Raw genomic sequence first — 25,834 nt, forward strand, 5'->3', positions numbered from 1 at the left:
AGGTTTTTAATCATTAAAAATTCATAATTGCCACTTACAATTAGTTATATCGAAAAGTAATTATTTGGAGGCATTTGTCATGGACAATCAAGGATTCCAGCACAAATTTTGGTTAAAAGTGGTGCTGGTTGGACTACTTGCCGGGTTAATCGGTGGGGGGATTGGAGTCTTCGCCGTTAACGCATGGCAAAATCATGAACAAAATACGGTAACCTCGGTACCAAAGGGGTCAAACAAATCAGGCGGAACTTCCGTTAATAAAAACAAGGCGAACCTGAGCAATCAGTCAACCCGCGCATATGGTGCGGTAAAGAACTCAGTGGTTAGTGTGCTTAATAAGCAGCGGGTTCAGAATAGTTCTAGCGGCCTGTTTAGCGTCTTCGGGGATGACTCTGATAGCTCAACAAAGTCTGGTTCAGGCAAGCTGAAGACGGCCAGTGAAGGCTCAGGGGTTATTTACAAGAAGGATGGCGATTCAGCTTACGTCGTCACCAATAACCACGTCGTTTCCGGGTCAAACTCCCTGGAAGTAATTCTCAGTAACGGCAAGAAGATGCAAGCTTCAATTGTCGGGACTGATGCGACAACCGACTTGGCAGTTTTGAAGATCAGTTCTAAGAACATCAAGTCTGTTGCTAGTTTCGGCAACTCCAACGATATTGCAGCCGGGCAAGACGTCTTAGCGATTGGTTCGCCGATGGGCAGTGAGTACGCAAACACCGTGACGAAGGGGATTATTTCGGCCAAGAAACGGACACTGAAGGTTTCCAGCGGTGATTCTAGTGCTGACTCCAGCAATGCAACGACGACCAACGTTATTCAGACGGACGCGGCCATTAACTCCGGGAACTCTGGTGGCCCGCTGATCAATATGGCAGGACAGGTTATCGGGATCAACTCGATGAAGCTTTCGTCTAATGGTGAAGGCAGCAGTGTTGAGGGGATGGGCTTTGCTATTCCAAGTAACGAAGTCGTCCAGGTAATCAACCAACTGATTAAGCACGGCAAGGTACAGCGGCCGACACTCGGAATCAGTATGATCAACCTCAGTAACGTGACTAGTGATTCACAAAAGTCCGTTCTGAAATTGCCTAGTTCCGTTAACACTGGTGTGGTGGTTATGAACATTTCTGATGATTCTGATGCGGCCAATGCGGGGATGAAAAAGTATGACGTGATTACCAAGTTTGGTGACAATAAGATTCATAGTACCAGTGACCTCAAGAGCGCTCTTTACCGCTACAAGGTTGGTCAGGATGTTAAAGTTACCTACTACCGCGAGGGTAAGCCACACACGTCAACGATTAAGCTGACGCAGACGGCGAATGCCAGTGTTGAAAATCAGCAGTAGATGGTTGAAACATCGAAAGTATAAATAAAATGGTCTCGGCAAATTTCTGCCGGGACCATTTTTTTAGATGATCGTTATGCGTTAAAATAAAAACGTGCCTGAATTAACGAACAATCTGGGTGATTATCCAGGTAAAAGTTTCAGTAAACAGCAGGTAATCCAGAACGCTTATTCGATTAAGCTGAAAAATATACGATCCAGTGTGCAAGCGGAATGCTGTGAACAGCTTGTGGATAACTGTGTGGAAAAAAGTTTTTCTTATATCTTTTTCGATCAGAAGCGCGGTGAAATGCGGATTAGTGATGTTGATGACTTATCCACAGATGTAGTTGATGACTGTGGATAAGTGGATAATTATTTTCAGGTGTGGCGACAAGCCTTGTTGTGACGCGGCTTTCCGCTTGTGCAGACGAACGGTTGTTTCTGTGAAAAAGTGTGGATAAGTCGACTTGTCCACAGGGGATCAAAAAGCTGCCGTCTTAACGAACAATTAAAGAATAGTGGATAAGTTTCACTGTCTGTGGATAACTCTGTGGAAAACTTGTGGAGGTTATAATGAATATTAAAATTATTGGCGTTGGCCGGGTTAAAGAAAAGTACTTTCGAAACGGGATTGCGGAGTATGCCAAACGGCTGGGGCGTTTTTGCAAGTTTAAGGTTGTCGAAGTTAAAGACGAAAAGGCTCCCGAATCACTGAGTCAAGCCGAAATGGACGAGGTGATGGCCAAGGAAGGCGAACGGATCCTCAACAAGATCAGTAATCGGGAGTATGTCTACGCCCTTGCAATTAAGGGTAAAGAATATAGTTCGGAAGAATTTGCTAAAGAAATTAACCAACTAACGGTGTATGGCCACAGCGATATCACCTTTGTCATTGGCGGGTCACTGGGACTGTCGCCAGCAGTCCTCAAACGAGCGAATGCGACGGTTTCCTTTGGCCGTTTTACTCTGCCACACCAGTTAATGCGCTTGGTGCTCGCAGAACAAGTGTATCGGGCAATGACGATTATTAATGGTCTGCCTTATCATAAGTAGTCCAACCGTGGTCAGCACGGTCGTCGCGTCGTTTGGTATGTGAAACGTAGGGATTACCGTGGATGGTAAACCGGAGTGGCTGCTGAGCGTCCTTACCGGAGGGGTTAACGCCGATCCGTGGGCCCGCGTCCACCATTAGTGGCGTTTTCGTCGCGGCAAGACGGACTTGAAGTGGGGAGGTACTCATCGCCTGACCGTCAAGCTGACGGTCGTTAATCCCGAAAGCTTTCATTAATTTGGCAGGGCCGTTACTGACGTTGACCCCGCTGGTCTTGCGGTTAGCAGCCATTTGCTTAGCACCACACCATGGTTCGAGGCCGCGAATTAAGATTCCCTGTGGTTCACCAGCTGGTTGGGTAACAATGTCGCAACAGACCATCCCCCTGATCTGGTAAATGTACAGGTCGCCGGGGTTTCCATACAGTGACGCCGTATAATCGGTGTGCCGGTCGCCAAACGCATGGGAAGCGGAGTCGTTAATGCCCAGGTAGGCTTCGGTTTCGACAATTAGCCCGCTAATGGTGCCCTGGGGGCCATGGTAAACTAGTTCGTGGCCGAGCAAGTCTTGAGCAATGGTGGTCGTCGGCCGACCAGTAAAGAAGCGGTTGAATTGATCCATGATGCACCTCCGCTTTCAGTATAACCGTGGAAAAAAGGAGAAACAAACATGAATGTTCGCGTAGAAGAGGGGTGGATGCCCTTTGGCCAGTTTAAAACTTACTACCGGATTGTGGGCGAACCCAGTGACTTACCACCGTTGCTTCTGCTGCATGGTGGTCCTGGGTCGAGCCATAACTACTTTGAGCTAATGGATAACTTAGCGGTAACTAGCAGCCGCCAGCTAGTAATGTACGATCAGTTGGGTTGCGGGAAATCATCCCAGCCTGACGATCAGCCGGAGCTTTATTGTGCGGCTACTTGGGTGGCCGAGTTGTCTGCCCTGCGAGAACACCTGCACTTGGACCAGGTTCACCTCCTGGGCCAGTCCTGGGGCGGAATGCTGGCGATTATCTACAGCTGTGACTACCATCCGACCGGCATTAGCAGCCTTATTTTGTCCAGCACCCTTTCTTCAGCACGGCTGTGGGCGGAAGAACAGCACCGCTGGATTTCCTACCTTTCGCCAGCTGACCAGGAAGCGATTCGCCAGGCTGAAGCAAGTGGCGACTATTCTAATGAAGCCTACAAACTGGCCAATGAGCACTTTATGATTCGCCACGCTAGTGCCAAACCGACTGACCAGTCGCCTGAACCGTTAAGGCGACCAAAAGTCGGCGGACAAGTTGCTTACCAGACGGCGTGGGGGCCGAACGAATACACCCCGCTTGGCAACCTGCGAGACTATGAATATACTAAACGACTGGTCAGAGTGAAAATGCCCGCGTTAGTCATTAACGGGACAGACGACCTTTGCACGCCACTGGTGGCTAAGACAATGGCAGATGCTCTTCCTCATGCTGAATGGGAATTGTTTGCGGGAGCCCGCCACATGGTCTTTGCGGAACAGCCGGAAAAGTATCAGCGGTTACTCAGCCGCTGGCTGGCAGATCATGACTAGTCCCTGGTGGCTATTTAACAAGTAATCGCTGGTCGACATTTATTGTTGACCGGCTTTTTTATTCAATAATTATTTCACATTTGTGACATTTTATATTTGTCTTATAGCAAATATGTGGTATAATAAAAAACGTAAGGGAAGTGAGCATAATGCGGATTAACATTAAGCGCTATTTGAGTGCTAATCACTTGACCATTTATCAGGTTTCTAAGCAGTCCGGATATGGTTACACCACCTTGCATAAGTCGTTTAATAAGGATCAATCAAGTGCAACACCGCTTAATTTGCGCGACCTGGACGCACTGGCCCGGACGCAACATCTGCATATGTGGGAAGTGTTGAAAGAGTTAGAAACGCACTACCTGGTTGATGACGAAGAATGATAGTGGGATGCGGCGGTGTCAATTTTTGGCACCGTTGTGTTGCATTAAGTTAGAAAATGAAATTAGTTTAAGGGGGACTGTTCTTATGGCACAAAATCCAGTAGATCCATTCGACGGTGGTATGGATGACCTGTTCAACCAGCTGATGGGCGGGATGAACGGGATGAATTCTGAAAATCGTCGTTATTTAGTCAATGGTCGTGAAGTAACGCCAGAAGAGTTTGCACAGTATCGGCGGACGGGACGCTTGCCTGGTGCAGGTACTCAACAGCCCGCCGCGTCTGGAAAGCAGGGCCAAAAGCCACAAGGAATTTTGGAAAAGCTTGGCCGTAATTTAACGCAGGAAGCAAAAGAAGGAAAACTCGACCCGGTTATTGGGCGTAATAAGGAAATTCAAGAGACTGCTGAGATTTTGTCACGGCGGACTAAGAATAACCCGGTACTCGTTGGTGATGCTGGTGTTGGGAAGACTGCCGTTGTCGAAGGTCTTGCTCAAGCGATTGTCAGCGGCGATGTTCCAGCTTCCATTAAAAATAAGCAGATTATCAGTATTGATATTTCTAGTCTGGAAGCGGGTACTCAGTACCGTGGCAGCTTCGAAGAAAACATGCAGAAGCTGATTGAAGAAGTAAAGAAACGCGGTAATGTTATTCTCTTCTTTGATGAAATCCATCAGATTTTAGGGGCCGGCAGCACTGGCGATAGCAGTGGCTCCAAGGGAATGGCAGATATTTTGAAGCCAGCATTATCTCGTGGTGAAATCACAATTATCGGGGCAACGACTCAGGACGAATACCGTAACACGATTATGAAGGATGCGGCATTGTCCCGGCGGTTTAACAGGGTTACTGTTAACGCTCCAAGCAAGGAAGACACTTTCAAGATCCTGCAAGGACTACGGAAACTCTACGAAAAGCACCACAACGTTGTCTTGCCTGATGACGTCTTAAAGGCGGCAATTGACTACTCTGTCCAATACATGCCGCAGCGGAGCCTACCGGACAAGGCAATTGACCTGGTTGATATGACGGCTGCTCACCTTGCTTCCAAGCACCCGGTAAAGAATGCTAAGGAAATTGAGGCCGAAATTAAGAAGACCGAAGCAAAACAGCAAGAAGCCGTCAAGAAGGAAGACTATCAGGCTGCCCAAAAGGCAAAGGACCAGGTGGCTGACCTGAAAAAGGAGCTAAAGGATAATTCAACGGCTGATAAAGTCACGGCAACGCCAAACGACGTGGCCCAAGCAGTTGAACGGCAGACTGGGATCCCGGTTTCCAAGATGGGCGCAAGCGACATTGAGCGGCTGAAGGGCTTAGCAAAGCGTTTGGAAGGCAAGGTTATTGGTCAAGACGAAGCCGTTGAAGCTGTTGCCCGGGCAATCCGGCGTAACCGTGCCGGCTTTGACGAAGGCGACCGGCCAATCGGCAGTTTCCTGTTTGTTGGACCAACCGGTGTCGGGAAGACGGAACTGGCAAAGCAGCTGGCCTTGGATATGTTCGGCAGTGAAGACGACATTATCCGTCTTGATATGTCAGAATACTCAGACCGGACAGCCGTTTCCAAGCTGATTGGGGCTTCCGCTGGGTATGTTGGCTACGAAGACAACGGCAATACCTTGACTGAAAAGGTACGTCGTCACCCGTACTCAATTGTCCTGCTTGATGAAATCGAAAAGGCCGACCCACAAGTTATCACCTTGTTGTTACAAGTGCTTGATGACGGACGGTTGACGGATGGTCAAGGAAACACCGTTGACTTCAAGAACACGATCATTATTGCAACCTCCAACGCCGGCTTCAGTAATGATGCTGACTTGAAGGCCAGTGCAAATGAGACTGACTTGATCAAGAAGCTGACGCCATACTTCCGTCCAGAATTCCTCAACCGCTTTAACGCGATTGTTGAGTTCCACAGCTTGACAAAGGACGACTTAAAGAAGATTGTCAACCTGATGTTAGCCAACGTTAACAAGACCTTGGCCAAGAAGGGGATGGACGTTACCGTTTCCGAAGATGCGAAGGACTATCTGATTGACAAGGGGTATGACAAGGCAATGGGTGCTCGTCCACTGCGGCGGGTCATTGAACAGCAGATTAGGGACAAGGTCACTGACTACTACCTTGACCACCTGGATGTAAAGCACCTGCAGGCAACGATGGAGGACGGCCAGCTGGTTATCAGTGAACGTTCTGCAGACGATGTCAAAAATGAGGCGACAAAGGAATAAGTGTCGCGTTAAATAAGGAAGGCCACTGGCGAAGATTCGCCGGTGGCCTTTTTGTATTATCGATGATTGTTGTAGTAGATAGCCAAGAGGACAATCAATACTAAAACAATGATTGCGGCAATTGGGTTACGGTTGAACAGCATATGGAATAAGCGGACTTGGCCGATCCCCAGTGGCAGAAAATTGATCATTTTCTCAACTCCTCATAATTTATCAATATTATAGCTGAAATGATTGGCTATTGGTTACTGAAAAGCATTGCGTTAAAATAGCAAGGAGTAAACAAAAGGGGGGCTCTTTGGCCATGCTGACGTGGGACATTATTAAATGGATACTTTTGGCAATTATCATCATTAACACGGTGATTGCCTTCATTACGGTATTCCGAGAAAAAAGAGACATTGCGGCGACGTGGGCCTGGCTACTCGTGTTAACCTTCCTGCCGGTAGTCGGTTTTATCGTTTACGCCTTTTTGGGGCGGAAGCTACCGGCCAAGAAAATGGGGCGGATCAAGACAGAAACCCAGTTAGAGCTCAGCGAAGCTCTCGACGCCCAGAAAAAACGATTCCAGCGGATGCGCCGGCCAGAAGAAAACACGATGCGGGTTTACCGGCGAACGATCATGCTTTTCCAAAGTATCGATGATTCCTTTGTCACCCAGCATAACCACGTTGACGTTTTTACCGATGGGCACAAGCTATTTCAGAAGATGCTAGACGATATTGCGGCTGCCAAGCACAGTGTTCATATCGAATTCTACACGATTTATAATGACCGGATCGGTAACCAATTACGAACGATCCTGGAACAAAAGGCGGCTGAAGGAGTCGAAATTCGGGTCCTTTATGATTCTTGGGGATCAATGGGAGTTAAGCCGAGTTTTTATGACCACCTGCGGGAAAACGGCGGCCAGGCAGAACCTTTCTTGACAACGAAGAGCAACTTGTTTGACTTCCGACTGAACTATCGTGACCACCGGAAAATTGTTGTTATTGACGGTCAGCTGGGATATGTCGGCGGCTTTAACGTTGGCGATCAATATCTCGGGAGAGTTGAAAAGTTTGGTTACTGGCGAGATACCCATCTCCGGATTGTCGGTGGGGCAGTGTACTCACTGCATCAGCGGTTTGTTCGTGACTGGAACGCTTCTGCCAGCACCAAAAACGATCGAATCGAACACTATAAACCCTACTTTCCCGAAATCGATGTCCCCGCTGCCGAGGGGCATACAGCCTTACAAGTAGTCTCTAGCGGTCCCGATTCTCGTCTTCAGCAGATTAAGCTAGGTTACTTACGGTTGATTAACGCCGCCCAGGATCACATTTGGATTCAAACGCCCTATTTGATTCCGGATGACAGTGTTCTAGATGCTTTGAAGATTGCGGCTCATTCGGGGATTGACGTGCGAATCATGGTCCCATGCAAGCCTGACCACCCCTTCGTGTACCGAGCAACACAGTACTATGCCAACTACCTTGCTGATGAAGGGGTGACGATCTACTACTACATGAATGGTTTCATTCACGCGAAGACGATGGTTATTGACGGCAAAATGGGTTCTGTCGGGTCGGCTAACATGGACTTTCGGAGTTTCAAACTCAACTTTGAAATTAACTGTTTCATTTATGACCACTGGCTGGTGGACTACCTGGAAAAAGTGTTTGTTGATGACATTCGCAACTGTCACGTCATCACTCCGGAAATGTTTAAGCAGCAGCCGCGTTGGTTGAAATTTAAGCAGCGGTTTTCGCGGCTCCTATCACCAATTCTCTAACATGAAGTTATTAATCGATTAATCAAGCCCTTTCAACTCTTAGAAAACGCTTTACATCTCATTAAAAGGGTCTTTTAATTAAATGTAGAAGGAGTGTTATGATGTCATGCAGCAAAAGAAAATTAGTGTTTGGGCGTTAACGCGCATCACGATTGTCAATATGATGGGTTCCGGGACGATCCTGCTTCCTTCGAACCTGGCAACTGTTGGTAACCTCTCGATCATGGCTTGGGCCATTACTACCTGCGGGGCGTTAATGCTCGCCTTTGGCTTTGCCCGTGCCGGTTCGTATAGTGAACGAACCGACGGGATGGGTGGCTATGCCGAGTACGTTTTTGGTCGAGCGGGAGCTTTTCTTGCTGACTATACTTATGCTATTTCCGAATTAATTTCTGATGTGGCCCTGGCGGTGTCTTGTACCGGTTACTTTGCGGGCTTTATGGGCTGGAAGCTGGACTCCATGGGAATGGCTTTAGTCACGACTGCTACCCTGTGGCTGGCATCCTTTTTGAATATCATTGACGAACGACTAACCGTTCATATTTCCACTTTAGCGGCCCTCGGGGTCATTGTTCCGTTACTGTTCTTGATTACTTTTGGTTGGCACTGGTTCCGGCCGTCTGTCTACGTTGGCTCTTGGAACCCGCATCATTATTCACTGGTGACGGGGATGAATAAGTCGGTAGCCATTACTCTCTGGGCCTTTCTGGGATTGGAATCTGCTTGTGCAAACATGGGAAAGGTTGATAATCCGCGGAAAAACGTCCCAATTGCGGTCACGCTAGGAACCGGGATTGTGGCAATTTTCTATGTGATGTCTAGTGTTGTTGTTCAGGGGATTTTACCAGCGTCGACACTAGTTAAGACGGATTCACCATTCGGCCTTGTCTTTGCAACGCTTTTTACCCCGGTCGTGGGACAAATTGTCATGGTAGTTATGGTGATGGCCTGCTTTGGCTCCCTGGTGACCTGGCAATTCACTTTGGCAGAAGTGTTCCGTTCTTCGTCGGAAAAGGGATATTTCCCGAAAATTTTTTCCTACGTTAACCGCCGTGACGTTGCGGTACCTGGATTATTAATTTTAACGGCGATTCAAACCGTCTTGGCAATTCAAACGGCGAGTCCGAGCTTGGAAAAACAGTACCTGGAAATTGTTAATATTTCTGTCTTTACTAACTGTATTCCTTATTTATTGTCGATGGCTTCGCTGGACGTTATGCAACGGCGAGCGCGTATTACCAAAAAACGGACTCGCTGGGTGAACATCATAGTAATGATCTTTACGCAGCTTTACACTATCTACACCATTACCCAGTGTGGGATGTCGACCATCTTCTGGGGAATGGTTGTTATCTTTGTCGGCTGGCTAATCTACGGCCTAATTTCGTATAACTTTGACCTGGAGCATGACATTCGTCCGTAGGGTGTTTCATGTGAAACAAATTAAAATATCTACTCGTGAGTCTGCTACAGATTCACGATTTTTTAGTTGGAATGGATAACCAAGTAACATGGTAAAATAGCAACTGATTGTGGCAACACGAGGAGGACATCATGGGTGTTTTAAATTTTGTTCTGGGGACCGCCGCAGTGGACCACCAGGAAATCTTAGTCAACCGCTTAGCGGAAGAAATTGCCGAACGACCACACGACCGTTATTTTTACATTGTGCCAAACCACATTAAGTTCGCTAGTGAGGTTAGTGTTCTCAAAGACCTTCAGAAACGGCAAGGAGTCAGCGGGACTTATGCCCAGTCCCAGGTACAAGTGCTCTCTCTGAGTCGGTTGGCTTGGTATTTATTACGGGATACCGGAACATACCAAACCCAGGCATTGTCAACTGTTGGCGCTAATATGTTGATGACGAAGATTGTTCAGGAACACCAGGCTGAAATGGGGATGTATGCTGGTGAAGCAAAGCACGCGGGTTTTGTTGGCCATTTAACTAGCCAGGTTAACCAGTTGCTGTCGTCCCAAATTGACCCAGATGACTTACGAAAGATCGCTGACCAGGCACCGCAAAATCAGCAAGGACAAAGCTGGGTTGAACGATTAAGAATCCTCGCTAACGTTGAGGAATGGTACGGTCAGGAGACACAGCAGTATTCTTCCATTGCTAGCGAGTACCAGCAACTGATTAATGACCTTGACCAGCACGATTTTACGGACTGCCACTTCTACTTTGACCGATTCACCCAGTTTACTGCTACGGAGCTGGAGGTTGTCAAGGCGATGATTGTTAACGGACGCAGTACGACTATTTCGCTGATCTTGGACCGGGCGTACCGACGGCAAACACTACCAGCAGAAAGCAGTCTTTTTTATACTGCAGGTCGGCAGTACGCACGGTTATGGCGCTTTGCTCAGCAGGATGAGCGGGTGGATGTCCAAGCAGACTTGCGGGCCACTAAACCGCGGGTCGGCGACGACTTACGGGAAGTGGAACGGGCGATGATGACAGTCGCCAGGTACGGGACCGATAAGCCGGTTCAGTTGCAAAATTCAGAAGCTGTCCAGTGTTTTGCGGCAGCAGACCGCCAAGCAGAATTAAAGCGGGTGGTGACTGCCATTCGTCAACTAGTGGAGGAAGGTCAATACCGTTATCGCGATATTCTAGTCCTTACCCGTCACCTTGATAAATATGCGAACGTAATTGAGCCATTATTTGCCCAGCAGGATGTCCCGGTCTTCAATGACCACGAAAAACAAATGGTCAACCACCCCCTGGTTGTCTTGATCCACCAGCTTTTCCAGCTCGTGAAGGTTGGTTTCCGGACCGAAACGATAATGGCAATTCTCAAAACAGGGTTGTTAGTTCCTTCAGAAATAACCCTGGATAACGGAAAAACTCTTTCGGTGGCCAACGTTGACAGTAGTTTAACTGGTAAGGAGCGGCGCAAAGCAGTTGCAAAGGTACAAAATCAGCTGGCTGCCCGCTTTATGAATGATATCTTCGTTACCGAAAACTGGTGTTTGAAGTACGGGATTACCGAAGACGACTGGTTGGGTGATCGGCCGTGGTACGCTAACTTTAGCGGAGAAAAAGCTAGTTCTGATGCCTACCAAAAGGTTCTGGACCGCCAAACCCAGTCACTAAACCGGGTGAAAGACTACGTGAAGGGGATTCTTGTCCCGGTTGTGAACCGGCTTTCGGGATCCCGCGCAGACGGCAGCCAGCGGCCTACGCTAATGACAGGGCAACAGTTTGCTACGTTGTTGTACCAATTTTTAACAACGGGAACCAACGTGACGGCTCAGCTGAAACGGTGGGCGCGACGGATTGTACACCATGACTTAGCAGGTGCCCGTCAATCACAGCAAGTTTGGCAGGAATTGTGTCAGCTCCTCGACCAGTTTGTTGACCTGCTAGGGGATGAACAAAAGTTGACCCCGCAAGAATTTGGCGAGATTTTAAATAACGGGATGCAAGTTGCCACTTATTCACAAATTCCGTCGACCCTTGACCAGGTCCTGATTTCGGAAAGCGGGATCGTCCAGGATAACCACCGTAAGGTTGTCTTTATTATTGGTGCGACTGACGATGTCATGCCAGAAACAAAGAAGTCCAGTGGCTTATTAAATGACGCCGAAATTGAACGGATTAATGAGCACAATGAGAAGGTGGGCAACGACCGTTATTTACCTTCCAGTGCCATTCCTCGACTCAAGAATGAACCGTTTTTAGCCTACCTTTCAATGATGATGGGAACGGAACGTCTTATCATGTCAGCACCTCTCGTTGCTAGTGCGGAAGATAGTAATGGTCTTGATTTATCACCATACATTATCGCCGTGGCCAAGCACTTTGGTATGTGGGACGAAGAAAATAAGCGGTTAGTCGATCAGCAACCGTTACTGCCGGGGAGCGCTGCTTCTTTTGAGCAGGTTAAACCCTTAGTGGGGACGCCCCGTTCAACGATTGGGCCACTCCTGCGGGTGTTACGCCAGGCAAAAGAACAGCAACAGACCGTTACTCAGCGGCGTCAACGACAGGACCCCGTTGAAGAACGAAACTTACTGGGCACCAATACGGCTTGGGCAGAAGTGTACGGAGCGCTCATCAATATGGAAAGCAATGACCAGTGGGAGCAGCAACTATCACATTTGCGGTCAGGACTTTACTACAGTAATCAGACAACATCACTAACGCCGGCACTGGCAAGGGCCCTCTACACAGTCGCGGACCGAAATGATCCGCACACCCGGCTGTTCCGTTCCTCAATTTCGGGACTTCAGACTTACTACCGCAACCCTTACCAATACTTTCTTCAGTACGGCTTAGGGTTAAAAGAACGTGAACAACTAGAAATTAAGCCCAGCAACACCGGGACGTTCTTCCATGACGGCTTGGCTGAACTGTTGCATTTGGTACCAGGGAAGGACTTAACAAAACTCACTGATGACCAAGTGGCAAGGCTGGCGGCACAGTCATCGGCCTTTGCCATTGACCAGCAACCAGACCTTAAACGGTATGCGAAACGCTATGCTCGCTTCCGTTTTCAGCTGAACCAGATGAATGGTGTCGTGGCAACCATGGCCCAGGTGCTCAAACTCCAGGCCGAAAATATGGCCGCGGTTCCGTTTGTCACAGAGCAACCATTTGGTTCCGGCGTAGAACGTGATGAGGACGCGACAACGGTCCTCAACCCGTTTGACAAACCGCTTTCGGCGGTAAGAGAAGATAGGGCAACCCTCAACCAGAAGCTACTTATCCGTGGACGAATTGACCGGATCGATAAAATTGTCCAAGATAATGGCGACCAGTTCTTGGTCGTGGACTACAAGTCGAGTAATCATCCTTTTGACCTGGCTAATGCGATGAGTGGGATTGATCTGCAGATTCTTGCCTACTTAAACGCGTTAAAGGGTCAGCTAACAACCTTGGAGCCCCAGGCAAATAACCCGCAGATCGTGGGCGCCAACTACTTACACCTCCACCGTACCCGCTTGGATTATCCATTTAAGCCGGGTGAGCTTGCCGGCGCAAATAATTACCAGTTCCATGGGGTTATCGACAACCAGGAAGAAGTTATTAACAACCTGTACGGCAATTACAACTTCTTTGGTTTTTCCGTCACTAAAAAGGGGACCAGCGAAAGCAGTGGGTCGGTCTTGGCCTCACCGGACGAGTTTGCGGCATTACTCGCGAAGAACCAGCAACTGTTAATAGCTGCTGCTGAGCAGATCTTAAGCGGGAATGTTAAGCTTCAACCGTACCGGAAAATCATCGGGAACCAGCAGGAAACGGGCCTTGATTACTCTGATTATGCCGATATTTTCCGCTTTGATAACGTCCTTGACCAGCGCTTGTATAAGTTACTGGAAACTGACAAGGACAAACTGAGGGACCAACTCAAAAAACAGCCCAAGGAGGGAGATTAGAAATGGACTACACTACCGAGCAAAAAAAGGTCCTCGAAGCGCGGCACCAGGATATTTTAGTGCCGGCGTCCGCCGGTTCGGGGAAAACGACGGTCCTCGTGGAACGGGTACTGCGACTGTTAGCTGAGGATTCCAGTTTGAACATCGACGACTTCTTACTGATGACCTTCACCAAGGATGCCGCAAAAAACATGCGGGTAAAGATCCAGCAGGCCCTGGCTAACAGTAAAAACCAGCAGCTGCAACAACAGGCTGAGCGGGTAGCGATGGCTGACATCAGCACCATTCACGCCTTTTGTCAGGAAGTGATTCGTCGCTACTATTATGTGATTGACCTTGACCCGCAATACCGTCTGATGAGCGACGAAACGGAAAGTGTCTTGTTACAAAATCAGGCCTGGGATGACGTTCGCGAACAAGAATATATTGCCGATGAAGCAGAAAAAGATGCAGACAAGCGTTACTTTGACCGCCTGGTGGCTAATTTTGCCGGTGACCGTAGCGACGACCAGCTTTACAAGGTGGTACGCGACCTATACGATGAAGCAATTGCCAAACCCGAGCCTAAAGAATGGTTAAAGTCGCTCAAGGACAACTACCATTTGGCTGGTGACGATGCAGATAACTGGAATTTTTTCCAGCAGCAGCTAAAACCGCGAATGGTTAACGCTTTGACGGTTGATGATCAGTCGATGGCAGATTTGGCGGATCAGGCGAAAAAGAGTAACCTCGGTGTTTTTGCCGACCAACTCGCCACTGACCATGAAACCCTGGAAAAAATCCTGGCTGCCACAAACGCTGGCCAGTGGGAAAAGATTAAAGCACTCCTGGCCCACTCATTTCCACGGGCGAGGACGAAGGGGATCAAGAAGGGCTCCGATGAGAGAGACCAATATGATCAGCTGAAGCCGCAACGAGATGCGATTAAAGCGCGGGTTAAGCGGTGGAGTGTCTACTTTACCCTTAGCCAAAAACAGGTGTGCCATTTTTCTGCAGTGGCCGAGCAATTGGTGGGTAAGTTAGCAGAAGTCGTTGGCGAGTTCATTGACCGTTACCAGGAAATCAAGCGTGACCGCCACCTGCTGGACTTTGCTGACTTGGAACACTTTGCTTATAAAATTATGACGGTTGATAACGAAGAAGGACACCGGGCACAAGAAGAATTACGTTATCGCTACCGGGAGATCATGGTCGACGAATACCAGGACACTAACAAATTGCAGGATGCGATCTTGAATAGGTTAAAGAACCCCGGCTACAACCACCTGTTTATGGTGGGGGATGTTAAACAGGCCATTTACCGCTTCCGGCAAGCCGATCCGACAATCTTCCGCAACCGTAATCAGGAATTCGCTGCCCATCCTGAAAAAGGTTCCAGCATTCCGCTGACGGCCAACTTCCGCTCGATGGCAAACGTTGTTAGGTTTATTAACACCATGTTTGGACAGTTGATGGACGAACAACTGGGTGATGTTGACTACGCGAAAACAGCTGAGCTTAAGTTTGGTGCCAAGTGGTATGAGCAGGGGAAAGACCACCCGGTCGAAATGATGCTTTATTCTGCTAACCACCAGCCAACCGGTGAGGTAGAAGCGGATAAAATCACTGGTGAGGTCCGGATGATTGCCATGCGGATCAAGCAGCTAGTCCAACAGGAACGGTTGTACGACCCGGCCAGTGGTCAAGAACGGCCAATTGAATACCGCGATATTGCAATCTTGTTCCGCACCAAGGGGATTAACAACGCGATTGTGGAACAATTCGGGCTGGAAGATATTCCGGTAACGATCCAGGATGTTAACAACTTTTTTGCCTCGACAGAAGTTCGTCTCATGCTAGATCTGTTGAGTTTGTTGGATAACCCTTACCAGGATATTCCGCTTGTAGCTGTTCTGCGTTCACCACTGGTTGGGATGACTGAACCGGAAATGGCCTACTTGCGCTTAGTTAGCCGTAACGTTCCTTACTATCAGGCACTGGTCAATTACCGGTTAAATCAAGATCAACACGTTGAGTTGACTGCTGATCAGGCGGATATCGATACCCATGAGCTTGACGAGAAGGTGAAGACCTTCTTGGATAACTTGCATGAGTGGCGGCAAGTATCACAACGTCAGTCGCTAGTGAAGCTAATTTGGACGATCTACCAGGAGACTGGCTACCTTGATTACGTCGGCGCAATGCCTGGTGGAGAACAGCGGCAGGCAAACCTCCATGCCCTTTACCAGCGGGCTGATGATTACGAACAACGCGGCTACCAGGGTGTTTACCAGTTTGTCCGTTTCATCCACCAGCTGCAAAAGCAGGATAAGGACATTGGGCAAGCATCACGGCAAGCCGTGGGAAATTCTGTCAGCGTAATGACAATTCATGGTAGTAAGGGGCTGGAATTTCCGATCGTCTTCCTGGCTGATACTGGCCACCAGTTTAAGAATGAAACGTCGAGTGTGACGATCGATGCCGATGCCGGAATCGGGATTTCAGTGGTGGAACAACCGCCAGCGGCAGATGACCAAGCGAAAAAACTAAAGTCAACTGACCTACTGAGTGGCTTTCAGGTACGTTACCAACTCCCTCAGCGGCAGCTGATTGCTGACCAGGTGAAACGTGCCGCCCGGGCCGAAGACTTGCGGATTCTTTATGTTGCCTTGACCCGTGCTGAACAGCGGCTGATCCTTACCGGCTCGGTCAATGACCACCAGCAGCGGACCATCAACCAATACGTCCGCCAAGTTGCCGAGGCGAGGAATAACAGGCAGCAACTCTTGCCACTAGATATGCGTGTCAATGCCCAGTCATACTTAAGCTGGTTGCTAATGAGTCTGTCGCGTTACACTGACTTTTCTCCGAAGGAGCAACTATTTGACCAGCAGTTGGAAACTGATAAGCCTCCGCTGACGACGACAGCAAAATTTGAGGTCAACGAGTACGACCAGCAGGCGGTCAATGAAGGTTTGGCCAAGCTAAAACCGGCGAACACGAATACTGAGCCTCAACAGGAAGGGCAGCCGTTAACTGACGGTGACCGGAAAAAGTTAACTGCCATCCTTGGCTTTCAGTATGGGCACCAGGCGGCCACGGTAGCAACGGCTTTCGAGTCCGTTTCCATGATCCGGGGGATGGTTAGCACCGACCCTGACGACCCGGAGATGGGGCAGATTGCCTTTGATAAGTCGAAGGCTAAGAATAGTTGGCAAGATGTCGACGTGCTAGCTAAGCCGCGCTTTGCCCAGGAAAATCACCGGCGGCCGCCACGAACGCTAGTGGGGACGGCTACGCACCTCATCTTTCAAAAACTGGCATTAAGTAAGCCGATAACGGTTGAAATCGTTGAAAATGAGGTCACCCGGTTGGTGGAACAACAGCTGATCCCTAGCCAAGAAGTGGCTGCGGCGATTGATCTGAACGGGATTGCTGCCTTTTACCAGACGGAAGTAGGCCAAGCATTGCTGGCAGATCCACAGTCCGTTCACCGGGAGCAACCATTCAGCATGGTTATTCCGGCAAACGAGCTTAATGTAAAGCTTACCGAAGGGGATGGGACCATCCTCGTTCACGGAATTATTGACGGCTTACAGTATCAAAAAGACGGCATTGTCCTGTTTGACTACAAGACAGACCTGCGGCGTCGTGGGGAAAGTCAGGAACAATTTGAACAACGGATGCTAGACCACTATGCTGGCCAGCTCATCCTCTATGCTGACGCATTAAATAAAATGTCGTCTGGTAGTGGGGAACAACTGGCTAATGGCCAGCCGGTTCAGGTTGTCCGTCAGTATCTTTACCTGGTGGCGACTCGCACCCTGCTGCCGGTACCATTATTGAAATAGACAGCACAAAAAACGCTGGATCCTCTCGTGGGACCCAGCGTTTTGCTGTCATGACGGTGATTAGTAGTCACCATCCATAATTGAATTTTTCACAATGACATAGTCCACTTTGGTAATGGACTTGAGGTCACGGCCACCGGCGTAGGAGATGGAAGACTGAAGGTCCTCTTGCATCTCCTGGAGGGTGTCAGCAATCGAACCGCGGAAAGGAACTAACATTTGCTTACCTTCGACGTTGCGGTAGGCACCCTTTTGGATTTCAGAAGCTGACCCCCAGTATTGTTTGTACTGTTTGCCATCAATGGTGATGACGTTACCGGGCGACTCCACGTGACCAGCGAGCATCGAGCCGATCATGACCATCGAAGCTCCGAAGCGGACAGACTTGGCAATGTCTCCGTTGTGACGGATACCACCATCAGCAACCAGCGGTTTCGAAGCGGCCTTGCTACATAAGCGGAGGGCTGCTAGTTGCCAACCGCCAGTCCCAAACCCAGTCTTGAGTTTGGTAATGCAGGCTTTCCCGGGACCCACCCCCACCTTGGTGGCATCTGCTCCGGCGTTTTCCAGATCGCGAACTGCTTCGGGAGTAGCGACGTTGCCGGCCGTCACAAAGCTGTTGGGCAGCTGCTTTTTAATGTACTGAATCATCTTAATGACGTAGTCGGAGTGGCCGTGGGCAACGTCAATGGTGATGTATTCCGGTATTAAATGTTCGGCTTTTAGCTGGTCAATGAACTCATATTCGCTATCTTTAATCCCCACTGAAATGGAAGCGAAAAGACCACGTTCCTGCATCCGGTTCACAAAGTCTAGCCTGGTGGCTGGTTCAAAACGGTGCATGACGTAGTAGTAACCGTGGGCAGCGAGCCAAGTAGCTAGTTCTTCGTTAATGACACTTTCCATGTTAGCTGGTACCACGGGAATTTTGAAACGCCGGGGACCAAATTGGACGCTCGTGTCTGCCTCTTTGCGGCTCTTAATTACACACTTGTTAGGAACGAGCTGGACATCATCGTAATCAAAAGTTTTCATCGATTAAACCTCTCTTTTTCCTTGTTCAACCACCAGCTATTATCTCTAAAGCAGTTAACGGCGTCAAGTTAATTGACCGTACGTTTTTGAAAAAACTTCCGAAAAAAGTTCGGAAAAGATTGAATCACTGATGAATTTTCGGTAAAATCATAAAGTAACTATGGTCTAAATTATTAATGAGGTGAATTAAATGTCTGCAGTTGTAATCGTGGGCAGCCAATGGGGCGACGAAGGCAAGGGGAAAATGACTGACTACCTGAGCCAGGAAGCTGACGTTGTTGTTCGTTCGCAAGGGGGAAACAATGCTGGCCACTCGATTGTCTTTGAAGGGAAGAAGTATGCTCTACGGTTAGTACCGTGTGGGATCTTCGGCTCGAGGAAACTGGCAATTATTGGTAATGGGGTCGTTGTTAACCCGAAGGCACTGCTTGATGAGATCCACTACCTGAATGAGAACGGGATCAAGACGGATAACTTACGGATTTCCAACCGTGCTCACATTACCATGCCGTACCACATCGTCTTTGACGAGTGTGAAGAAGCGGCGAAGGGCAAGAACAAGGTTGGCACAACTAAGCGGGGAATCGGTCCTACTTACATGGACAAGGTTTCCCGGATTGGGATCCGGATGTGTGACCTGCTGGAACCAGACGTCTTCGAAGCTAAGCTGCGCAGCAACTTGGAGCTGAAGAACGCCATCCTAACGAAGGTCTACGGGCACGAAGCTCTGCGGTTTGACGACATCTACAATGACTACCTGGAATACGGAAAGGAACTGAAGAAGTACGTTGCGGATACTTCGCTGTTGATCAACGACGCGATGGATAAGGGCGAAAAGGTGCTCTTTGAAGGCGCCCAGGGGACAATGTTGGACATTGACGAAGGGACCTACCCATACGTCACGTCATCAAACCCAGTATCCGGTGGTGCTGCTACCGGGGCGGGTGTTGGTCCAAACCGTTTAGACACGATCGTCGGGATCTGCAAAGCTTACTGTACACGTGTCGGCGCCGGTCCATTCCCAACCGAGTTGAACGACGAGATTGGTGACCGTATCCGGGAAACTGGACATGAATACGGGGTTGTTACTGGTCGTCCCCGCCGGGTTGGCTGGTTTGACTCTGTTGCGATGCGCCATGCTTGGCGGGCTGACGGACTGACTTACCTCAGCTTGAACCTGCTAGACGTTCTGTCTGGCTTTAAGAAGGTCAAGATCTGTACGGCCTACGAATTAGATGGCAAGCAGATTGATTACTATCCGGCTAGTCTTAGTGAACTGCAACGCTGCAAGCCAGTTTACGAGGAGCTGCCTGGTTGGGGCGAAGACATTACTAAGGCAAAGAGTTGGGATGACTTGCCGACGAACGCCCAAAACTACCTGAAGCGGATTAGCGAATTGTCACGGACACCACTGGCAACTGTTTCGGTTGGTCCAGACCGCGACCAGACCATCATCCTTCACGACTCGTGGGATAATTAGCTAGTTGACTTTCCACCCTTAGACGTTTACACTAGGACTAATCAAACCTTTAAATTAGTCCAGTGAGGCTGAGAAGGATGCTTAAACGTTAGAAATATCCACCTTCCAGCATACGACTGGAAGGTGTTTTTTCTACTTGAGGAGGAGTGAACGAGCATGGCCCATGAAATTGTTGATGGTTCAAGTATGCAGCGGGCACTGACGCGAATTACTTACGAAATCATTGAACAAAACAAGGGAGTTGAAAACCTCGTCTTTGTTGGTATCAAAACTCGCGGTATTTACCTGGCAAAGCGTCTTGCCAGCCGGATGAAGCAGCTGGAGGACGTGACTGTTCCGGTAGCTTCATTAGATATCACCCTTTACCGGGATGATCGTCACCGGCCGGACCACCATCGTGAACCGGAAGTCAAAACTACTACCTTGGACGTTGATATCACGGATAAGCACGTGATCTTAGTCGATGATGTTCTCTTTACTGGACGAACCGTTCGGGCGGCGCTGGATGCGTTGATGGACATTGGCCGTCCAAAGCGAATTTCGTTAGCAGTCCTCGTTGACCGGGGACATCGTGAGTTGCCGATCCGGCCGGACTTTGTGGGGAAAAATATCCCAACGTCGACTAACGAAACGGTTCACGTGGCGGTCGAGGAATACGACGGTCACGAAGGAATTTCAATTGAATAATTAGCAAAACCATTTAACTGACCCCAGAGAGGGCAAAACGGTGTGCTTTTTTGACATCAGTTTACCCGGGGGTAGACTGGTGTTTTTTTGTGGTTTGACCACGGAAAGGAAGAAAAATGCAAAACGAACGGTTAGCAGTTGAGCTGCCAGGGCTGAAACTAAAGAACCCGGTGATCCCGTCCAGTGGCTGTTGTTGGTACGGTCAAGAAATTGCCAAGCAGTATAACTTAAACGTCCTGGGGTCGTTAGTTTTGAAGTCGACGACAGCTCAACCACGAAAAGGGAACCCGAGTCCCCGGACTTGCGAAACAACGGCTGGCTGGTTAAACGCCAACGGGCTCAACAACGTTGGGGTAGATGACCTGGTGGCCGAAAAGCTTCCCTGGTTGGGAGTCAACTACCCGAACTTACCAGTGATCGGCAGCGCAGCTGGCTTTTCCGAAGAAGAGTACGTTCAGGTTGTTAATAAGATGAGTCAGTCACCGTTTATCAATGTCATCGAGCTTAACGTTTCGTGTCCAAACGTTAAACACGGCGGTCTGGCCATGGGGACTGATCCTGAAGTCATTGAACGCCTTACCCGGGCTTGTGTCGCAGTCAGCAAGGTGCCGCTGTACGTTAAGCTGACGCCGAACATCACCGATATCGTACCAATTGCCCAGGCGGCAGAACGTGGCGGAGCCGCTGGGTTAACCATGATCAATACGCTAACCGGCCTTGCAATTAATTTACGGACCCGCAAGCCAATGCTGAGTAATGTCACCGGCGGTTTGTCGGGACACGCCATTAAACCAATCGCCCTCCGCATGATTCACCAGGTACGAGCGGTTTCCGACATTCCGATTATTGGTGTTGGTGGGGTAGAAAGCGCCGAGGACGTTCTTGAAATGATGATGGCCGGCGCCAACGCCGTCGAAGTCGGGTCGGCTAGTTTCCACGACCCACTGGCTTGTCCGAAGATCATTGCAGACCTGCCGACGGTGATGGACCACTATGGAATTAACAAGCTGACTGATTTATGGGAGGTAAAGTTCTAATGCGTCGTTTTGAACCAATTGTTGCCATTGATGTGGCCACGAAAGAAGAAGCTACTGCACTATTGGATAAGTTAGCCGTTGACCCACAGACCCGGCCGATTGTGAAAATTGGGATGGAACTTTACTATGGCTACGGTCCAGCAATTGTTCGTGAAGCCCAGTCACGGGGGTTTGCTGTCTTCTTAGATCTTAAGCTCCATGATATTCCAAACACCGTTCAGCGAGCGATGGTCGCAGTGGGTAAACTTGGCGTTGCCTTTACAACTATTCAGGCAGCTGGTGGCAGTGAGATGTTGAAGGCCGGGTTAGCCGGCTTGAAAGACGGGGCTGCGCAGGCGGGAGTGAAAGTGCCTAACCTCCTGGCTATTACCCAGCTGACGTCGATTGACGAAGATATTCTCCACAATGAACAGCACGTTAACCTGAGCCTTATCGATTCTGTTCAAAACTATGCCCGACTAGCCAAGGAGAGTGGACTTGCTGGGGTGGTTTGTTCTGCCAAGGAAGTACAGGCCATCAGGCAGGTCGTTGGTGACGACTTCCTTTGCATCACTCCGGGAATTCGGCCGAACCAGAACGTTCACGACGACCAAAAGCGGGTAGTAACCCCTGCTCAGGCTCATGAATTAGGCAGTAACAGTATTGTCGTTGGCCGTCCTATTACCCGGGCGAAGGATCCGGTCGTAGCCTACCAGCAAATTCGTGACCAGTTCCTGGCGGGTGATTCCGCTGAGGTTCCTGCAGGATTGAAAACGACTGCTAGCGAAAATGTTACAGCTTTCCGAGTTGCCGTTGACTTGTTGAATATTAAGGCAGTAACGCTTCAACCAAGCCAGCCCTTTACCTGGGCAAGCGGCCTTCATTCACCAATTTACACTGATAACCGTCTAACAATCTCTTACCCGGCAGTACGACGTCATATTTTCCGCGGAATGTCAACATTAATCAGCCGCTACTTTAGTGACGCGGAAGTGATTGCCGGGACTGCAACGGCGGGGATCCCACATGCTTCTTGGGTAGCAGAGGAGTTGAACTTACCGCTTATTTACGTTCGTTCAAAGCCGAAGGATCACGGACGCGGCAAACAATTGGAAGGCGTACTGAAACAGGGACAAAAGGTTGTCGTGATTGATGACCTAATCTCCACTGGCGGTTCTGTTCTCAAGGCCGTTAATGCTGTTCGTAAGGCAGGTGGTGAGGTGGTCGGTGTTGTTTCCGTCTTTACTTATCAGTTACCTGCTGCAGTGGACAACTTCAAGGCTGCCGGTTTGACCTACCACTCGGTTACCAACTACACTAAACTAATTGAAACGGCCGAAGCACAACAATTGATTTCTAGCGACGAGCGGAAGTCGTTACACGCATGGCGTCAGGATCCGCAAGCATGGTCGGACGCTCACTAATTTCCATTAATCTAAATAATATAACCGTCAATTCGTTTTTAAACGGACTGGCGGTTTTCTTGTTGACAGGAAAAAGAAAAGTGATATAGTTAGTTATGTAAGTAACTAACCAAATAAGTGAGGAGGTGGCAGCCGTGCACTTTAGTTTCGACCAAACTTCGCCGATCTACCAACAGATTGCGGCGCAGTTAGAGGAAATGATCTTTACTGGTGGGTTTAAAGAAGGGAGCCAGATCCCGTCGACGAATGAATTATCACGGGAACTCCATATCAATCCGGCGACGGTCCTAAAGGGGATGAACTTACTGGTTGATGCGGGGCTGTTAGAGAAACACCGCGGGATGGGAACCTTTGTTAGCAAGGGTGCCCACGCTCAAGTGGTAGAGGAACGGCGGAAAAGCTTTTATGACGAGTACGTGGTTAACGTGGTTGACGAAGCGCAGAAGCTCAACCTTAGTGAGGAACGACTGATTGAACTAATTAAGAGGGGGTACGAAGAGAATGGACATGCTGAAAATTAGTCATGTGGAGAAACATTTTGGAAAGAAACAGGTATTAAAAGATGTTAGTTTTGAGCTGGCACCTAATAAAATTTATGCCCTGTTGGGACGCAACGGAGCGGGTAAGTCAACCCTGCTATCAATCATGATTGACGCACTGCGGGCTAACAAGGGAACCATTAAAATGGGTGACCAGCCAATTAGTGATAATGATGAAATGCTAGGCAAGATCTACCTGATGAGTAGCGAATCTTCGCTGGATAATGTGATGTTCCAGCGTTATCTCAAGCTCAAGGACATTTTTAAGGCTAACGAGTCTTTTTATGGCGGGTTTGACTGGGAAACTGCTGGTCAAATGGTAAATAAGTTTGGCATTTCCTTAGATGTCGCCTACTCGAAGTTCTCCACCGGTCAAAAAACCATGGCTAAACTTGTTTTGGCACTCTGCCTGCCAGTTGACTATGTTTTCCTGGATGAACCAGTTCTGGGCTTGGATGCCAACCACCGCGACCTGTTTTACCAGGAATTGTTAAAGTCATACAGTAATCGTCCCCGGACGTTTGTTATTTCGACTCATTTGATTGGTGAAATTGACCAGTTAGTCGAGCATGTTCTGATTTTAGATGATGGTCGAATTATTGTTGATCAGCCAACTGAAGCGTTGCTGGACCATTGTTTCCTAATTTCTGGACCGGTAAAAGCTGTGGACGAGTATACTCAGGATCTGCACATCATCCACCAACAAACTTTGGCAAACATTAAGACGGCTTATGTGTTTGGCAAACTAAATGATCGTCAGGCAATTCCAGATACTGTGAAGATTGAACATTATGACCTGCAACATCTCTTTATGTACATTACTAACGATCGGGGGCTTGAAAATGCGTAAAACAAAATCACTGGTGACCTATAACCTCATTGGCTGGGGAACCTTCTTTAAATGGTTTTTAATCTGGTTGATTGGCTTTAACCTCTTGTTCGTGGTAATCGGCCTCTTTATCCATGGCTTTAGTATAGAAGGAGCCGCCGGGGGCTGGGGTTCACTTGGTGTTCAATTATTACGGACCATTGAAGGTGTTATCATCCTGGGTACGTTTGCCTATGCACTGATACCACAGTATTCAGAGTTTAAGGTAGCTATCCATGGTGGTGTTTCACGTGGAACTATGTGGAAGGCACACGTAGCAACCCTCTCCATTGGTATTCTGGCTAGTTGGGTATTATGGGTATTAGCCGATCTTTGTAGTAGTGGACTGAACCACACGAGTTTCGCTAACCCGTGGTACTCACTTATTGGGATTTTATTTTTTGCCTTTAGCTTCAACTCGCTTGGCTCAATGTTTGCCCTCTTTAGCCGGCGGGGGAAGATCATCTTAGCCTGTGCGCTCATTGCTGGCTGGATTGCCCTCGTGATGTTAATGGTCCAGCTAGTTGTTCATACCCAGAGTTTCTGGACTAGCCTTGTTATGAACCTGAGCAAGCTCGGAACAACGGAAATCTCAATTATTGGCTGGGTAATCTTCGCCCTGTGGATTCTCTTTACGATTTGGCTGTCTTACTTCTGCAGCAAGCGGCTACAACTGCGCCGCGATTAATTAATGACACAATAAAATGGGTGCCCCTTCGAACGGGCACCCATTTTGTGTTAGGTGGTTCATTATTGGTCGTCACTGAAGTGTTTTTGATAACTCCCTGGCAAGTAGTGAGCTGCTGCCAATAACTTTTCTGACCGCTCATCAGCAGCGTAGAATTCCTTGGCACCAATCAGGTGACGGAAGTACATCATGTTATAGATCAAGGTAAAGACCATCCCTGGCCACGGGTAAGAAGCCCAGATGCCCAGGTGAAACATTTGAGCACCGAGCACATAGATCAGGTCCCAGACCATCATGAGGGCAAAGTTATACCAGTCGCCGCGGAAGAGTGCTGGTAGCGGGCCAAAGAAGAAGGTCGTCCAGGAAATACCGACCTTGGCGATCCGAATCTCTCCTCGCTCGTTACGGATTTTTGCGTAGTTAGGAGGAATAGGCAGCTGGTTGAATGGGTTGTTGGGATCGTTGGGATCCTGGTTATTAAATGGGTTTTGCATGGTGGTTCCTCCTTGTTGTCGGTAAATATTGTAACATATCTATTTTTAGTAACCTAACCAAGT

General features: G+C 48.8%; 20 protein-coding genes and 1 pseudogene. 17 read left to right on the forward strand and 4 right to left on the reverse strand.

Annotated elements, in window-relative coordinates; translation table 11 throughout:
* The first annotated feature begins 79 nt into the window (after positions 1–79).
* Positions 80–1,351, forward strand: a complete 1,272-nt coding sequence (locus C1710_RS03585) for a S1C family serine protease (protein WP_102280130.1) — start codon at positions 80–82, stop codon at positions 1,349–1,351.
* A gap of 555 nt (positions 1,352–1,906) precedes the next feature.
* Positions 1,907–2,386 (forward strand): 23S rRNA (pseudouridine(1915)-N(3))-methyltransferase RlmH, encoded by a 480-nt coding sequence (rlmH, locus tag C1710_RS03590; protein WP_102280133.1) that lies wholly within the window; start codon positions 1,907–1,909, stop codon positions 2,384–2,386.
* On the opposite strand, the gene C1710_RS03595 is transcribed toward rlmH, so the two are convergent.
* Positions 2,361–3,005, reverse strand: a complete 645-nt coding sequence (locus C1710_RS03595) for a DNA-3-methyladenine glycosylase (RefSeq protein WP_180961292.1) — start codon at positions 3,003–3,005, stop codon at positions 2,361–2,363. The two genes, rlmH and C1710_RS03595, sit on opposite strands and share 26 nt — an antisense overlap.
* Before the next feature lie 48 nt (positions 3,006–3,053).
* Between C1710_RS03595 and pepI the strand changes: the two genes are divergently transcribed.
* From pepI to C1710_RS03610, 3 genes are all read left to right on the forward strand, one after another.
* On the forward strand, positions 3,054–3,944 hold the full coding sequence (pepI, locus tag C1710_RS03600; RefSeq protein WP_102280137.1) for a proline iminopeptidase: 891 nt from the start codon (positions 3,054–3,056) through the stop codon (positions 3,942–3,944).
* A 149-nt stretch (positions 3,945–4,093) separates the two neighbouring features.
* Positions 4,094–4,327, forward strand: a complete 234-nt coding sequence (locus tag C1710_RS03605) for a transcriptional regulator (RefSeq protein ID WP_102280140.1) — start codon at positions 4,094–4,096, stop codon at positions 4,325–4,327.
* Positions 4,328–4,412: 85 nt separating this feature from the next.
* The gene (locus C1710_RS03610) at positions 4,413–6,554 is read left to right on the forward strand and encodes an ATP-dependent Clp protease ATP-binding subunit (protein ID WP_102280142.1); all 2,142 of its coding nucleotides are present in this window, start codon (positions 4,413–4,415) and stop codon (positions 6,552–6,554) included.
* 56 nt (positions 6,555–6,610) lie between these two features.
* Here the strand turns inward: C1710_RS03610 and C1710_RS08435 are convergent, their stop codons facing one another.
* Positions 6,611–6,745 (reverse strand): hypothetical protein, encoded by a 135-nt coding sequence (locus C1710_RS08435; RefSeq protein WP_268874812.1) that lies wholly within the window; start codon positions 6,743–6,745, stop codon positions 6,611–6,613.
* Positions 6,746–6,858: 113 nt separating this feature from the next.
* On the opposite strand from C1710_RS08435, the gene cls reads away from it, so the two are divergent.
* From cls to addA, 4 genes are all read left to right on the forward strand, one after another.
* Complete coding sequence (gene cls / locus C1710_RS03615; protein ID WP_102280144.1) at positions 6,859–8,328, forward strand: cardiolipin synthase; 1,470 nt, start codon at positions 6,859–6,861, stop codon at positions 8,326–8,328.
* Positions 8,329–8,434: 106 nt separating this feature from the next.
* Entirely contained in the window at positions 8,435–9,751 is a 1,317-nt protein-coding gene (potE, locus tag C1710_RS03620; RefSeq protein WP_180961293.1) for a putrescine-ornithine antiporter, read from the forward strand.
* A gap of 131 nt (positions 9,752–9,882) precedes the next feature.
* A complete protein-coding gene (locus tag C1710_RS03625; RefSeq protein WP_102280146.1) occupies positions 9,883–13,710 on the forward strand; it encodes a PD-(D/E)XK nuclease family protein in 3,828 nt (1,275 codons plus the stop codon).
* Between the two features lie 2 nt (positions 13,711–13,712).
* Positions 13,713–17,540 (forward strand): helicase-exonuclease AddAB subunit AddA, encoded by a 3,828-nt coding sequence (gene addA, locus C1710_RS03630; RefSeq protein ID WP_102280149.1) that lies wholly within the window; start codon positions 13,713–13,715, stop codon positions 17,538–17,540.
* Positions 17,541–17,600: 60 nt separating this feature from the next.
* Here the strand turns inward: addA and C1710_RS03635 are convergent, their stop codons facing one another.
* Positions 17,601–18,575 (reverse strand): GMP reductase, encoded by a 975-nt coding sequence (locus tag C1710_RS03635; RefSeq protein ID WP_102280151.1) that lies wholly within the window; start codon positions 18,573–18,575, stop codon positions 17,601–17,603.
* A gap of 190 nt (positions 18,576–18,765) precedes the next feature.
* Here C1710_RS03635 and C1710_RS03640 point away from each other — a divergent pair, with 190 nt between their 5' ends.
* The 8 genes and pseudogenes from C1710_RS03640 (at position 18,766) to C1710_RS03675 (ending at position 25,277) form a co-directional block, all read left to right on the forward strand.
* Positions 18,766–20,055 (forward strand): adenylosuccinate synthase, encoded by a 1,290-nt coding sequence (locus tag C1710_RS03640; protein ID WP_102280153.1) that lies wholly within the window; start codon positions 18,766–18,768, stop codon positions 20,053–20,055.
* Between the two features lie 156 nt (positions 20,056–20,211).
* A complete protein-coding gene (gene pyrR, locus C1710_RS03645; protein ID WP_102280156.1) occupies positions 20,212–20,742 on the forward strand; it encodes a bifunctional pyr operon transcriptional regulator/uracil phosphoribosyltransferase PyrR in 531 nt (176 codons plus the stop codon).
* 116 nt (positions 20,743–20,858) lie between these two features.
* A complete protein-coding gene (locus tag C1710_RS03650; protein WP_102280159.1) occupies positions 20,859–21,779 on the forward strand; it encodes a dihydroorotate dehydrogenase in 921 nt (306 codons plus the stop codon).
* Positions 21,779–22,495: pseudogene (pyrF, locus tag C1710_RS03655) on the forward strand (orotidine-5'-phosphate decarboxylase); the annotation flags it as partial. The gene C1710_RS03650 and the pseudogene pyrF, both read left to right, overlap by 1 nt.
* A gap of 30 nt (positions 22,496–22,525) precedes the next feature.
* Positions 22,526–23,182, forward strand: coding sequence for an orotate phosphoribosyltransferase (gene pyrE, locus C1710_RS03660; protein ID WP_102281737.1), 657 nt, complete (start codon positions 22,526–22,528; stop codon positions 23,180–23,182).
* Positions 23,183–23,316: 134 nt separating this feature from the next.
* Positions 23,317–23,703, forward strand: coding sequence for a GntR family transcriptional regulator (locus C1710_RS03665; RefSeq protein WP_102280161.1), 387 nt, complete (start codon positions 23,317–23,319; stop codon positions 23,701–23,703).
* Positions 23,684–24,571, forward strand: a complete 888-nt coding sequence (locus C1710_RS03670) for an ATP-binding cassette domain-containing protein (RefSeq protein WP_102280163.1) — start codon at positions 23,684–23,686, stop codon at positions 24,569–24,571. Before C1710_RS03665 ends, C1710_RS03670 begins: the two co-directional genes overlap by 20 nt.
* Positions 24,564–25,277: a hypothetical protein gene (locus C1710_RS03675; protein ID WP_102280165.1), complete on the forward strand. Its 714-nt coding sequence runs from the start codon at positions 24,564–24,566 to the stop codon at positions 25,275–25,277. The genes C1710_RS03670 and C1710_RS03675 overlap by 8 nt, the downstream gene beginning before the upstream one ends.
* 62 nt (positions 25,278–25,339) lie before the next feature.
* On the opposite strand, the gene C1710_RS03680 is transcribed toward C1710_RS03675, so the two are convergent.
* Positions 25,340–25,771: a hypothetical protein gene (locus tag C1710_RS03680; RefSeq protein ID WP_102280168.1), complete on the reverse strand. Its 432-nt coding sequence runs from the start codon at positions 25,769–25,771 to the stop codon at positions 25,340–25,342.
* Positions 25,772–25,834 lie beyond the last annotated feature (63 nt).

It is taken from the genome of [Lactobacillus] timonensis, from assembly GCF_900240275.1.
GTDB lineage: Bacteria > Bacillota > Bacilli > Lactobacillales > Lactobacillaceae > Limosilactobacillus > Limosilactobacillus timonensis.